The organism is Ralstonia flaminis (assembly GCF_958415495.1).
In the GTDB taxonomy this organism is placed as follows: Bacteria; Pseudomonadota; Gammaproteobacteria; order Burkholderiales; family Burkholderiaceae; genus Ralstonia; species Ralstonia flaminis.
Genome location: NZ_CATZLL010000021.1, coordinates 1 through 12,266 on the forward strand (window position 1 = coordinate 1; position 12,266 = coordinate 12,266).

Consider the following 12,266-nt stretch of genomic DNA (forward strand, 5'->3'; position numbering starts at 1 on the left):
ACACGCTGATCGTGGGCGCATTGATGGTCAGCGTGAGTGGGCCGCTGGTGGCCGAGAACGGACCGGTGCCGGTGCTGCTGTCGGTGGCGGTCACGGTGAAGTTAAAGCTGCCACCAGTGGTGGGGGTGCCAGATAAGGTGCCATTACTGGCGAGCGACAGACCCGACGGCAAGCTACCGGACGCCAGCGTGTAGGTATAGGGCGCGGTGCCACCGTTGGCGCTGGCCAGCGACTGGCTATAGGCCGTGCCCACCGTGCCGGCGGCGGGCGACGACGGTGCATAGGTAACCGTCGCATTCGATACGGTGACAGTGATCGTGGCCGGCGACGACGTGCCGCCCGCGTTGGTGGCCGTATAGGCAAACGTATCGGTGCCCGAAAACGATGGGTTGGGCGTGTAGGTGAGGCTCAAGCCCGATGCGGTGGCCGTGCCGTGGGTTGCTGGTGTAGAGACAGTCACGCTGGTCGGCGCGCCGCCGGTAATGCTCAGCGGAATCGCGTTGTTGGTACTGCCGTGCGCCACGGTGGCGCTGGTTGCACCAGTAATTGGCGGGGCAACGTAGGTGAACTGGTCGGCCGCGCTGGTAGCGCTGGTGCCACCAGTGGCGGTCACGGTCACGTCGACAACGCCGGCCGAGCCAGCGGGCGACGTCGCCGTGATCGATGTAGCGCTGTTGACGGTGAAGCCGGTGGCGTTGGTTGCGCCGAACTTGACGGACGTGACGCCCGTGAAGTTGGTGCCGGTGATGGTGACGGAGGTGCTGCCTGCGGTTGGGCCGGTGGTGGGCGAAATGCCGGTCACAGTGGGAGATTGCTGAGGCAGCGAGACGTTGATTGTCACGTTGCTCGTATAGGGGCCGATACACCCAGGTTGCGCGGCAGGGCACCCATAGAACGGGAACGTCCATGGCCCGGTCTTGCCGGCTGCCTGGATGAACACCAGAATGTCCTTCGGATAGTTGTTCAAGTTGACCGACATCGACGAGCCGTCTGCTGCGTTAACCTGACCCGTGTTACCACCCGAGTCTGAGTAGATACCGGCCTTCCCCGAGTCACAGCTAGCGTATTCGGCAGGAGTCAGTTCCCGCGTGTAGGTGTTACCCGACTGTTCCGACGCCTGCACAGTCCAGTTGATGGTGCAATCAGCCCATGCGGCAGATGCGACCGTCCACAGCACCATCGCCAGCATCAGTGCACGCAGCCAGCGCCACCAAGCAAGACGGTGCGAGTGGCCATGCTGCCGACTGGATTCACTGGCACTCAGCCATGCGCTCCCGTCTGCCCCCAGACGCTGGGCCATCGACCATCCGGCGACCCCATGCCGGCCATACGGGCTGCTTTGTGTCAGCACGCGCATTCTCCCTCGTCCCGCCCGCTGTATTGCAGGCTTTTCTCTTTAGCGTTCTGGGTAATCAGGCCTGACTGCCATCAGGCACCCTTCGTAATGGGGGAATGGCGTGCGAATTCAAATATCTACAACCAATTGCATAATGCATAACTATGCAAATGATTAGGCATTAACCCTTAGAAATTCCCCGCGGATCAGCGAGGCCTTTTCTTTAATTTGACAGCCACACCGATGCCGACGCGATGCTAGGAAAAATCTCCCGTGCCGTCAATACCAACTTTCGGCTTAATCGTTATCCGACAATGGTTTGGGCGGACTCATCTGCCTTGACATGGGAGCTTCATCGTATCGTTTGAAAATACTTTGCGGCATGTCTTGTTAGTACAACATACCCGTGTCGTAAATCAAATTGCAGTGTCGAGCCGGACAATGATAAAAATACCGGCCATCAAAAATTCAAAATCGTGGCAGTGCCACATCACGAGGGAGGGGGTTGTGGATCAATTTCTTGGCGAGATTCGCCTCTGCGCATTTTCTTTTCCACCAAGAGGATGGGCGCTCTGTAGCGGCGCGCTATTGCCGGTACAGCAGAACACTGCACTGTTCTCGCTGCTCGGCACCATGTACGGCGGTGATGGCATCCGCACCTTCGCACTACCGGACCTGCGCGGCCGTACCCCGCTGCACCGCGACCTTCAGAGCTACGTGCAGGGCGAGGAAGCCGGCTCGGAAACGGTCACGCTGAATGGGCAGCAACTGCCGGTGCACAACCACCAGTTCGTCGTATCGGCTACATCAGCCACGTCGGTCAATGTCAGCTCGACGCAGGATCACTTGCTCGCCGCCAGCAACCTCTACAGCGCGACCGACCCGAATATCAAAGGCCCCGGCACGGTGCTGTACGGCACCCCCGGCACCCTGACCGCAATGTCGGGCGAAGCCTGCGGCTCCATCGGCGGCTCGCAGTCGCACGAAAACATGCAGCCCTCGCTGGTGCTGAACTACATCATCGCGCTGACCGGCATCTACCCGTCGCGCAGCTAGGAGTCCATTCATGGCAACACCATACATTGGCGAAATCCGTCTGTTCGCCGGCAACTTCGCGCCGGCAGGCTGGCTGCTGTGTCAGGGGCAGATCATCAGCATTGCTGACAACGAAACACTGTTCATGCTGCTGGGCACGACCTACGGCGGCAACGGCCAGACCACCTTCGGCCTGCCCAACATGCAGGGTAGGCTACCGATTGGCCAGGGTCAGGGCCCCAATCTGACCAACCGTGTGATCGGCCAGTCGATCGGCGTCGACAGCGTAACGTTGACGATCAACCAGATTCCTGCCCACACCCACACCATCAGCGCCACCAGCGCGGCGGCTTCGACCGTCACGCCGGGTCCCGGCGTGCTTCTTGCGACGACACCCGACACGAAGGCCTTCTACGACGACGGCACGCCCAATCCGCCAGGCAAGGCCGCAATGGCCCCGCAAACGATCGGCACCGCAGGCAACAGCCAGCCGCACGCGAACCACATGCCGACAGCGTCCATCAACTACATCATCGCCACGGTGGGTATCTACCCGTCGCAGAGCTAAGCAAGGGGCACTCCATGTCTGATGCATTTACTGGCGAAATTCGCGTCTTCGGCTTCAACTTCCCACCCGCGAATTGGGCCGCCTGCGATGGCACGATCCTCCCGATTTCGCAGAACCCCAACCTGTTCTCGATCCTGGGTGCCACCTATGGTGGTGACGGCAGAACTACGTTCGCCTTGCCCGATCTGCGTGGTCGTGCCGCGATGGGGCCGGTTGGCGGAGCGTTAAACGCCCCACAGGGCTTCCCCACGGTGACACTGACGACCGCTGAAATGCCCATGCATACGCACACAGCGTATGCCGATGGCGGCCGCCCAGCCTCAACCACGGCGGCGGGCCATTTGGCCGCCCGTTTCCTGGTCGCCAACAATCAGGCGTACATCGTGAACAACCCGCTGCCAACGCTCACAATGCTGGCACCGCAAGCCGTCGGTTCCGCCGGTGGCAGTCTGCCGCACGACAACATGCAGCCGTACCTAGTGGCCAACTACTGCATCTGCCTGTCCGGCGTGTATCCGCCGCGCCCGTAAGCCGCGCTGCAATTGCGGACCGGCAGCGCACACCGTGCCGGTCCGTTTTTAGGTTCCCGATTTCCGCCTCTGTTTCTTCGCAGCCTCCATGACGATTTCCGCCGAGCTGTTCCAGCCGCATGTCGGCACCGCGTTCTCCGTGCTCCAGGAGCCGGGTCAAACGCCCAACCCCCAATTCACGCTGCGCCTGGACGAAGTGACCGCCGCACCCGCGGCGCGCCCCGGCCAGCAAGCGTTCTCCCTGTTCTTCGCGGGCGATAGCTCGTTCACGCTGCAGCAGGGCACGTACTTCCTGCAGCACGACTCGCTGCCCGAACAGGCCATCTTCCTGGTGCCTATCGAGCGCAACGCGGAAGGCTTCCGCTACCAGGCTTGCTTCAACCTCGGCTGAGCCACCGCATGCCCGTCTTCCCTATCGAACGGCCCGGCACCACGCTGCGCCCGCTGACCAACGCAGACCAACCCTTCCTGCTGCACCTGTACGGCACCACGCGCGAAGCGGAACTGCAGGCGACCGGCTGGACGGATGCGCAAAAAGCGCACTTCGTGCAGATGCAGTTCGATGCGCAGCAACGCGCGTACTTTGCTTACCCCGATGCGGAGTTCTTCGTGATCGAGCAGGACGGCGCACTTGTGGGGCGCCTCTACCTGCAGCAGCGGGAAGAGGCGTTGCTGATCATCGATATTTCACTGGTGCCCCAACGCTGCGGTTTGGGGATCGGTAGCGCGGTGCTTTCTGCCGTGTTTGCGCAGGCACTTGCCGTGGGCAAACGGGTGCAGTTGCACGTGGAGCGCTTCAACCCTGCGTTGCGGCTGTATCAGCGGATGGGGTTTCGGCCGGTGGAGGACAAGGGCGTGTACCTGTTTCTGGAGTGGGGCGGGGCAACCGCTCCAGCAACGCCTGTATAGAATTCCCTTGTAAATGAACTGTTGTTCCGGATGTTCCGCTATCAGATGCAGTGCATCTGCACAGGACCGAGCCCACACGCAGATTGCAGGGCGCAGAGGCACCGGCCGTGCTGAGACCCTTACGCCGCACGCAGCTCGCGAATGCCTTTGCCCAAGCGCTTGCGCAACAGCGTGCGCAACGTCACGCCATCGGCATAGCCGACCTGCTCGGCAATCTGGTCGACGCTGTGCTTGCTGGTCTTGAGCAGATGCACCGCGCGCTCGACGCGCAAATCCTGGATGTAGGCGATGGGCGTCTTGCCGAGCACCTCGTTCAGCCGCCGCGATAGCGTGCGCTTGCTGGTGGCCAGCGCATCCGCCGCCGCGTCGAGCGTGATGGCGGTGTCGAGCCGCTCGCGCACCCAGCGGTCAAAGCGCTCGACCAGCGGATCAGCATGCGTGAGGTGGTCGGCAATCACATAGGCTGATTGCGATGGCCGCGTGTCGAACACGAGGTAGCGCGCGACCAGCGCGGCCAGCTCCGGGCTGCTCTGGCGGATCACCCACAACGCCATGTCGATATGACTGAGTGCGGCGCCGGCCGTCAGCATCGTGCCGCTGGGCACGATGATGCGATGCGCGTCGAGCCGCACCTGCGGATAGCGCTGGCGGAACAGCGGCGTGAGCCACCATGTGGTGGTGGCGTCATGGCCGTCCAGCAGGCCGCTTTCTGCCAGCACGAATGTGCCAATGCATGCAGCCGCCATGCGCGCACCGCCCGCCGACCACGCGCGCAAAACGGGCAGCGCGTTCGTCACATCTTCACGGCCCAGCGCAGGCACCAGCACTTCGGGCATCTTGGCGCTGATGGCCGGCACGATCACCCAGTTTGGGGTGGCCGCATCGCCCACGCTGCACACGGGCACCTGCAGGCCCAGTCCGCTATGCACCTGCGGCCGCATGCCGACCACCGCAACCTCAAACGCAGGCACATCAATGCCGGCCACCCGCGCCAGTTCATTGGCCGTGGCAAAGGCATCGAGCACCGTGGCCAGCCCCGTATCGAACACACCTTCCAGCGCGAGCACCGCGATCCGCATGGCAGTATCGATATCAAAGTTGTCAATCGGGACAGTATTTTCCGTCACGACGGCTTTGTAAAGTCGGTCTGTCCGTGCAGACCCCCTGCGCGGCATCTGGAGACCCAAGATGATCAAGTACGCGTTGTTCGCCCGGCTGACTGCCAAGCCGGGCAAGGAGCAGGCTTTGGCTGACTTTCTGCAGGCCGGCCTGGAGATGGCCAATCAGGAAGCCACCACCCCGATCTGGTTTGCGTTGCGCATTGCGCCCAACGTGTTCGGTATTTTCGATGCCTTTACCAGCGAGCAGAACCGCCAGGCCCACCTGGACGGCCCGATTGCCAAGGCGCTCATGGCCAACGCAGCCGAGCTGCTGGCCTCGCCGCCCGAGATTGCACCGATTGAAGTGCTGGGCATGAAGAACACCGGCGCAAACTGAACGCCAGAAACGACAAAACCGCCGCTGCCGGTTTGTGCCCGGATGCGGCGGTTTGGGTTCGCGAAGCGTACGTACCCTTAGCCCGGCACGCGCACCCAGCCTTCCATCAACACGCGCGCGCTGCGGCTCATGATGGCCTTGGTGACGGTCCATTCGCCGTCGACCAGCTTGGCCTCGGCGCCTACGCGCAGCGTGCCGGACGGATGCCCGAAGCGCACCGCACCACGTTCGCCGCCACCGGCTGCCAGGTTGACCAGCGTGCCCGGAATGGCCGCAGCCGTGCCGATGGCCACTGCAGCCGTACCCATCATGGCGTGGTGCAGCTTGCCCATCGACATGGCACGCACCAGCAGGTCCACATCGCCCGTACCGACCTTCTTGCCGCTCGACGCCACGTAGTCCTTCGGCGGCGCCACAAACGCCACCTTGGGCGTGTGCTGGCGCGTGGCCGCCTCGTCGATGCGCTTGATGAGGCCCATGCGCATTGCGCCGTGCGCGCGGATGGTCTCGAACATCGCCAGCGCCTTTGCGTCGCTGTTGATGGCGTCCTGCAGCTCGGTGCCGGTGTAGCCGATGGACTCGGCGTTCACGAAGATGGTCGGGATACCGGCGTTGATCATCGTCGCCTTGAGCGTGCCCACGCCGGGCACGTCCAGGTCGTCGACGAGGTTGCCGGTGGGGAACATCGCGCCGCCGCCGTCGGCGTCTTCATCTGCTGCGGGGTCGAGGAATTCGAGCTGCACTTCCGCGGCCGGGAAGGTCACGCCATCCAGTTCAAAGTCGCCCGTCTCCTGCACCGCGCCGTTGGTGATGGGCACGTGCGCAATGATGGTCTTGCCGATGTTGGCCTGCCAGATGCGCACGATGGCGGTGCCGTTCTGCGGCACACGGCTCGCGTCGACCAGGCCGTTGCTGATGGCGAACGGGCCGACAGCGGCGGACAGGTTGCCGCAGTTGCCCGACCAGTCCACAAACGGCTTGTCGATGGAGACCTGACCGAACAGGTAATCCACGTCATGGTCCGGCCGCGTGCTTTTGGCGAGGATCACCGTCTTGCTGGTGCTCGACGTGGCGCCGCCCATGCCGTCGATCTGCTTGCCGTACGGATCGGGGCTGCCGATCACGCGCATCAGCAGGGCATCGCGCGCCGGGCCGGGCTCCTGCGCGGCCAGCGGCAGGTCTTGCAGACGGAAGAACACGCCCTTGCTGGTGCCGCCACGCATATACGTGGCGGGAATCTTCACTTGGGCTGGATGGCTCATGCTGCCTCCTTGTTCGATTCCAGGAAGTCCTGCGCAAAGCGCTGCAGCACACCGCCGGCTTCGTAGATCGAGACTTCCTCATCGCTGTCCAGGCGGCACGTGACGGGCACTTCCACGCGTTCGCCGTTCTTGCGGTGGATCACGAGCGTGAGATCCGCACGCGGCTGGCGCGCCCCGATCACGTCAAAGGTTTCGGTGCCGTCGATGCTCAGCGTCAGGCGCGTGGTACCCGGCTTGAACTCCAACGGCAGCACGCCCATGCCGATCAGGTTGGTGCGGTGAATGCGCTCGAAGCCCTCGGCCACAATGGCCTCCACGCCGGCCAGTCGCACGCCTTTGGCGGCCCAGTCGCGCGAACTGCCCTGGCCGTAGTCGGCGCCGGCAATCACAATCAGCGGCTGCTTGCGGTCCATGTAGGTCTCGATCGCTTCCCACATGCGCGTGACCTTGCCTTCGGGCTCGATGCGCGCCAGCGACCCCTTCTTCACCGCGCCGTCCACCACAGCCATCTCGTTGATGAGCGTGGGGTTGGCAAACGTGGCGCGCTGCGCGGTCAGGTGGTCGCCGCGGTGCGTGGCGTACGAGTTGAAGTCTTCTTCCGGCAGCCCCATCTTGGCGAGGTATTCGCCGGCGGCGCTGCTCGCCAGAATGGCGTTGGACGGCGACAGGTGGTCGGTCGTGATGTTGTCGCCCAGAACAGCCAATGGGCGCAGGCTCTTGAGCGTGCGCTCGCCCGCCAGCGCGCCTTCCCAATAGGGAGGACGGCGGATGTAGGTGCTCTGTGCGCGCCAGTCGTACAGCGGGCTCACCTTGGTGGTGTTTTCGCTGCGCTGTTCGAACATCGGGATGTACACCTGGCGGAACTGCTCCGGCTTGACCGAGGCACGCACGATGGCGTCGATCTCTTCATCGCTCGGCCACAGGTCTTTCAGCAGGATGGGCTTGCCGTTGGCATCCGTGCCGAAGCTGTCGCGCTCAATGTCAAAGCGCACCGTGCCGGCAATCGCATAGGCCACCACCAGCGGCGGCGAGGCGAGAAACGCCTGCTTGGCATACGGGTGGATACGGCCGTCAAAGTTGCGGTTGCCCGAGAGCACGGCGGTGGCGTACAGGTCGCGGTCGATGATCTCTTGCTGGATCTTCGGGTCCAGCGCGCCGCTCATGCCGTTGCACGTGGTGCAGGCAAACGCGACGATGCCGAAGCCGAGTTTCTCCAGCTCGGCCTTCAGCCCAGCCTCGTCCAGGTACAGCTCAACCGCCTTGGAGCCGGGCGCGAGCGAGCTTTTCACCCACGGCTTGCGCGTTAGGCCCAGGCGGTTGGCATTGCGCGCCAGCAGCGCGGCGGCAATCACGTTGCGCGGGTTGCTGGTGTTGGTGCAGCTCGTGATGGCGGCGATGATGACCGCGCCATCCGGCATCTGGCCTGGGGTTTCTTCCCACTTGCCGGCGATGCCCTTGGCGGCCAGGTCGGTCGTGGCCACACGTGCGTGCGGGTTGGACGGGCCGGCCATGTTGCGCACCACGCTCGACAGGTCAAAGCGCAGCACGCGTTCGTATTCAGCATGCTTGAGCGTGTCGGACCACAGGCCTGCCGTCTTGGCGTAGGTCTCGACCAGTTTGATTTGCTCGTCGGTGCGGCCGGTCAGGCGCAGGTAGTCGAGCGTGTTCTCGTCGATCGAGAACATCGCGGCCGTGGCGCCATACTCAGGGGCCATGTTGGAGATGGTGGCGCGGTCGCCCAGTGTCAGGCGGGAAGCGCCTTCCCCGTAGAACTCCAGATACGCGCCCACCACCTTCTGCTTGCGCAGGAACTCAGTGAGGGCCAGCACGATGTCGGTGGCGGTGATGCCGGGCTGGCGTTGGCCCGTCAGCTCCACGCCGACGATGTCCGGCAGGCGCATCCACGACGCACGGCCGAGCATCACGTTCTCGGCTTCCAGGCCGCCCACGCCGATGGCGATCACGCCCAGCGCATCCACGTGCGGCGTGTGGCTGTCGGTGCCCACGCAGGTGTCAGGGTAGGCCACGCCGTCGTGTGCCTGGATGACGGGTGACATTTTCTCCAGATTGATCTGGTGCATGATGCCGTTGCCCGCCGGGATCACGTCGACATTCTTGAACGCGAGCTTGGTCCAGTCGATGAAGTGAAAGCGGTCTTCGTTGCGGCGGTCTTCAATGGCGCGGTTCTTGGCGAAGGCGTCGGGGTCGAAACCGCCGCATTCCACGGCCAGCGAGTGGTCGACGATCAGCTGCACCGGCACGACCGGGTTGACCTTGGCGGGGTCGCCGCCCTGGTCGGCAATGGCGTCGCGCAGGCCGGCGAGGTCCACCAGTGCAGTCTGGCCCAGGATGTCGTGGCAGACCACGCGAGCGGGGAACCACGGGAAGTCCAGGTCGCGCTTGCGTTCGATCAGTTGCTTGAGGGAATCGGTGAGCGTGGCCGGGTCGCAGCGGCGAACCAGATTCTCGGCCAGCACGCGGGAGGTGTAGGGGAGCTTGTCGTAGGCGCCCGGTTGAATGGCTTCTACGGCTTCTCTAGCGTCGAAGTAGTCGAGCTTTGTGCCGGGGAGGGGCTTTCGGTGTTCTGTATTCATGGTGTGGGTGCATCCCTTGTTTCATCCCCTGCCGGGGCTGACTCACTTTCTTTGTCTTGCCAAAGAAAGTAAGCAAAGAAAGGCGCGCCCGAGATGGCGAAAGCCTCCTTGAATTTTCATAACCGAGCGGAGACGGGGAAAACTCGCTTCGCTCAGACAGTTCCCCGTCTTGTTTCCGCTCGCTTACAAAAATTCAAGGCGCCATCTAGGGCAGGAACGTCAACGGCCAAACCGTCTTGGGGGCTGGCGTTGACGCTCCTTTCGCAGGCGCGTTTACGGGCGCTTGCTGATCGGCACGAACTTCAGGTCGTCCGGGCCGGTGTAGTTGGCGCTCGGGCGGATGATCTTGTTGTCGATGCGTTGCTCGATGATGTGCGCTGCCCAGCCCGACGTACGTGCGATCACGAACAGCGGTGTGAACATGGCCGTCGGCACGCCCATCATGTGATACGACACGGCGCTGAACCAGTCCAGGTTCGGGAACATCTTCTTGATGTCCCACATGACCGTTTCCAGGCGTTCGGCAATGTCGAACATCTTGGTGTTGGACGCTTCCTTCGACAGCTTGCGCGCGACTTCCTTGATGACCTTGTTGCGCGGGTCGGACACGGTGTACACCGGGTGGCCGAAGCCGATCACCACTTCCTTGGCTTCCACGCGGCGGCGGATGTCGGCTTCGGCTTCGTCCGGGGTGTCGTAGCGTTTCTGGATCTCGAAGGCGACTTCATTGGCGCCACCATGCTTCGGGCCACGCAGCGCACCGATGGCGCCGGTGATGGCCGAGTAGATGTCCGAGCCCGTGCCGGCAATCACGCGGCCGGTGAAGGTGGAGGCGTTGAATTCGTGCTCCGCATACAGGTTGAGCGACACGTGCATCGCGTCGACCCACGACTTGGACGGCTCCACGCCGTGCAGCAGATGGAGGAAGTGGCCGCCGATGGAGTCATCATCGGTTTCGACTTCAATGCGCTTGCCGTTGTGGCTGTAGTGGTACCAGTACAGCAGCATCGAGCCGAGACTCGCCATCAGGCGGTCGGCGATGTCGCGTGCACCGGGGGTGTTGTGGTCGTCCTTCTCGGGCAGCACGGTGCCGAGCACCGACACGCCGGTGCGCATCACGTCCATCGGGTGAGCGGAGGCGGGCACCCATTCCAGAGCAGCCTTCACGTTGGCGGGCAGGCCGCGCAGGGCCTTCAGCTTGGCCTTGTACGCAGCCAGTTCGGCCTTGTTGGGCAGCTTGCCGTGCACCAGCAGGTGCGCGACTTCTTCAAACTCGCACGCGCCGGCCAGGTCGAGGATGTCGTAGCCACGGTAGTGCAGGTCATTGCCGGTGCGGCCGACGGTACATAGCGCGGTGTTGCCGGCGGTCACGCCCGACAGGGCCACGGATTTCTTCGGCTTGAAGGCGCCAGCGTTCGGGGTGCTGTTGTCTGCTTCGCTCATGGTGAGGTCTCCTTGGATGCGTTGAATCTTGTGGGCGTTACTTTTGGGCGGCAAACAGCGCGTCGAGCTTGTCTTCGTACGCGTGATAGCCGAGATATTGGTACAGGTCGGCGCGCGATTGCATGGTCTCCACCGCCGCCTTTTGCGTGCCGTCGCGCAGCACGGTTTGATAGAAGTTGAGTGCCGCGGCGTTCATGGCGCGGTACGCGCCGCAGCAGTAGAGCGCGATGTCCACGTTGGCGCTGCGCAACTCGTCGAGGGTGAACAGCGGCGTGCTGCCGAATTCGGTCAGGTTGGCCAGGATGGGCACCTTGACGGCGGCCTTGAAGCGGCGGTAGTCGTCCAGCGTCTTCATCGCCTCGGGGAAGATCATGTCCGCGCCGGCTTCGACGTACGCCACGGCGCGCTCGATGGCAGCGTCCACACCCTCGGAGGCAGCCGCATCCGTGCGGGCCATGATGACGAAGTTGTCGTCGGTGCGCGCATCCACGGCGGCCTTCACGCGGTCGACCATCTCTTCGGTGGGCACGACCTCTTTGCCGGGGCGATGGCCGCAGCGTTTCTGGCCGACCTGGTCTTCCATGTGCACGGCCGCCACGCCTGCCTTGATGAACGAGCGAACGGTGCGAGCGATGTTGAAGGCACCGCCCCAGCCGGTGTCGATGTCGACCATCAGCGGCACCTGCACGGCATCGGTAATGCGGCGGGCGTCGATCAGCACGTCTTCCATCGTGCTGATGCCCAGGTCCGGAATGCCGAGCGAGTTGGCGGCGACGCCACCGCCCGACAGGTACACGGCCTTGAAGCCGGTTTGTTCGGCCATCTTGGCGGCGTAGGCGGTAATGGCACCCACCACCTGCAGCGGCTGGGACTCAGCCACCGCCTGGCGGAATTTGGCGCCGGCGCTGATGGGGTGTCGTTGGGTTGTGCTCATGTGGGCTCCAAAAAGAATGGCCCCTTACTGCAGGAAGTGGGCCATCCCGTTTGTCCTGCGTAACCCGTTGATTTTTATAGAAGTGACGTTGCCGCCCACGCGCACATCATTTCAAAAATGAAATTTCCAATTTCAATGTGGAAATGCGCAGCGCATAA

General features: G+C 63.3%; 12 protein-coding genes. 6 read left to right on the top strand and 6 right to left on the bottom strand.

Annotation, left to right across the window (positions count from 1 at the left end):
* The coding region (locus tag R2N11_RS24430; RefSeq protein ID WP_316682699.1) for a putative Ig domain-containing protein at positions 1–1,357 on the bottom strand (1,357 nt) is incomplete at its 3' end.
* Between the two features lie 486 nt (positions 1,358–1,843).
* Between R2N11_RS24430 and R2N11_RS24435 the strand changes: the two genes are divergently transcribed.
* From R2N11_RS24435 to R2N11_RS24455, 5 genes are all read left to right on the top strand, one after another.
* Entirely contained in the window at positions 1,844–2,392 is a 549-nt protein-coding gene (locus R2N11_RS24435) for a phage tail protein (protein WP_316682700.1), read from the top strand.
* Between the two features lie 10 nt (positions 2,393–2,402).
* Positions 2,403–2,939, top strand: a complete 537-nt coding sequence (locus tag R2N11_RS24440) for a phage tail protein (protein WP_199026846.1) — start codon at positions 2,403–2,405, stop codon at positions 2,937–2,939.
* 14 nt (positions 2,940–2,953) lie between these two features.
* The gene (locus R2N11_RS24445; RefSeq protein WP_199026849.1) at positions 2,954–3,469 is read left to right on the top strand and encodes a phage tail protein; all 516 of its coding nucleotides are present in this window, start codon (positions 2,954–2,956) and stop codon (positions 3,467–3,469) included.
* Between the two features lie 88 nt (positions 3,470–3,557).
* Positions 3,558–3,860 carry a DUF6916 family protein gene (locus R2N11_RS24450; RefSeq protein WP_199026852.1) on the top strand — a complete coding sequence of 101 codons (303 nt, stop codon included), beginning with the start codon at positions 3,558–3,560 and terminating at the stop codon, positions 3,858–3,860.
* An 8-nt stretch (positions 3,861–3,868) separates the two neighbouring features.
* Positions 3,869–4,378 (top strand): GNAT family N-acetyltransferase, encoded by a 510-nt coding sequence (locus R2N11_RS24455; RefSeq protein WP_316682701.1) that lies wholly within the window; start codon positions 3,869–3,871, stop codon positions 4,376–4,378.
* A 119-nt stretch (positions 4,379–4,497) separates the two neighbouring features.
* Here the strand turns inward: R2N11_RS24455 and R2N11_RS24460 are convergent, their stop codons facing one another.
* Positions 4,498–5,457 carry a GlxA family transcriptional regulator gene (locus R2N11_RS24460; RefSeq protein ID WP_316682702.1) on the bottom strand — a complete coding sequence of 320 codons (960 nt, stop codon included), beginning with the start codon at positions 5,455–5,457 and terminating at the stop codon, positions 4,498–4,500.
* Between the two features lie 109 nt (positions 5,458–5,566).
* Between R2N11_RS24460 and R2N11_RS24465 the strand changes: the two genes are divergently transcribed.
* Positions 5,567–5,875, top strand: a complete 309-nt coding sequence (locus R2N11_RS24465; RefSeq protein ID WP_316682703.1) for a putative quinol monooxygenase — start codon at positions 5,567–5,569, stop codon at positions 5,873–5,875.
* 77 nt (positions 5,876–5,952) lie between these two features.
* On the opposite strand, the gene prpF is transcribed toward R2N11_RS24465, so the two are convergent.
* From prpF to prpB, 4 genes are all read right to left on the bottom strand, one after another.
* Positions 5,953–7,137 (bottom strand): 2-methylaconitate cis-trans isomerase PrpF, encoded by a 1,185-nt coding sequence (gene prpF, locus R2N11_RS24470; protein ID WP_316682704.1) that lies wholly within the window; start codon positions 7,135–7,137, stop codon positions 5,953–5,955.
* Entirely contained in the window at positions 7,134–9,731 is a 2,598-nt protein-coding gene (gene acnD, locus R2N11_RS24475) for a Fe/S-dependent 2-methylisocitrate dehydratase AcnD (protein ID WP_316682705.1), read from the bottom strand. The genes prpF and acnD overlap by 4 nt, the downstream gene beginning before the upstream one ends.
* A gap of 273 nt (positions 9,732–10,004) precedes the next feature.
* Complete coding sequence (prpC, locus tag R2N11_RS24480; RefSeq protein ID WP_199026871.1) at positions 10,005–11,174, bottom strand: bifunctional 2-methylcitrate synthase/citrate synthase; 1,170 nt, start codon at positions 11,172–11,174, stop codon at positions 10,005–10,007.
* 37 nt (positions 11,175–11,211) lie between these two features.
* Positions 11,212–12,108, bottom strand: a complete 897-nt coding sequence (gene prpB / locus R2N11_RS24485) for a methylisocitrate lyase (RefSeq protein WP_199026874.1) — start codon at positions 12,106–12,108, stop codon at positions 11,212–11,214.
* Positions 12,109–12,266: the final 158 nt, after the last annotated feature.

Excerpts from the sequence above, each read along its gene's own strand:
- R2N11_RS24440 (WP_199026846.1), top strand. The coding sequence starts at position 2,403 with ATGGCAACACCATACATTGGCGAAATCCGTCTGTTCGCCGGCAACTTC.
- R2N11_RS24445 (WP_199026849.1), top strand. The coding sequence starts at position 2,954 with ATGTCTGATGCATTTACTGGCGAAATTCGCGTCTTCGGCTTCAACTTC.
- R2N11_RS24450 (WP_199026852.1), top strand. The coding sequence starts at position 3,558 with ATGACGATTTCCGCCGAGCTGTTCCAGCCGCATGTCGGCACCGCGTTC.
- R2N11_RS24455 (WP_316682701.1), top strand. The coding sequence starts at position 3,869 with ATGCCCGTCTTCCCTATCGAACGGCCCGGCACCACGCTGCGCCCGCTG.
- R2N11_RS24460 (WP_316682702.1), bottom strand. The coding sequence starts at position 5,457 with ATGCGGATCGCGGTGCTCGCGCTGGAAGGTGTGTTCGATACGGGGCTG.
- R2N11_RS24465 (WP_316682703.1), top strand. The coding sequence starts at position 5,567 with ATGATCAAGTACGCGTTGTTCGCCCGGCTGACTGCCAAGCCGGGCAAG.
- prpF (WP_316682704.1), bottom strand. The coding sequence starts at position 7,137 with ATGAGCCATCCAGCCCAAGTGAAGATTCCCGCCACGTATATGCGTGGC.
- acnD (WP_316682705.1), bottom strand. The coding sequence starts at position 9,731 with ATGAATACAGAACACCGAAAGCCCCTCCCCGGCACAAAGCTCGACTAC.
- prpC (WP_199026871.1), bottom strand. The coding sequence starts at position 11,174 with ATGAGCGAAGCAGACAACAGCACCCCGAACGCTGGCGCCTTCAAGCCG.
- prpB (WP_199026874.1), bottom strand. The coding sequence starts at position 12,108 with ATGAGCACAACCCAACGACACCCCATCAGCGCCGGCGCCAAATTCCGC.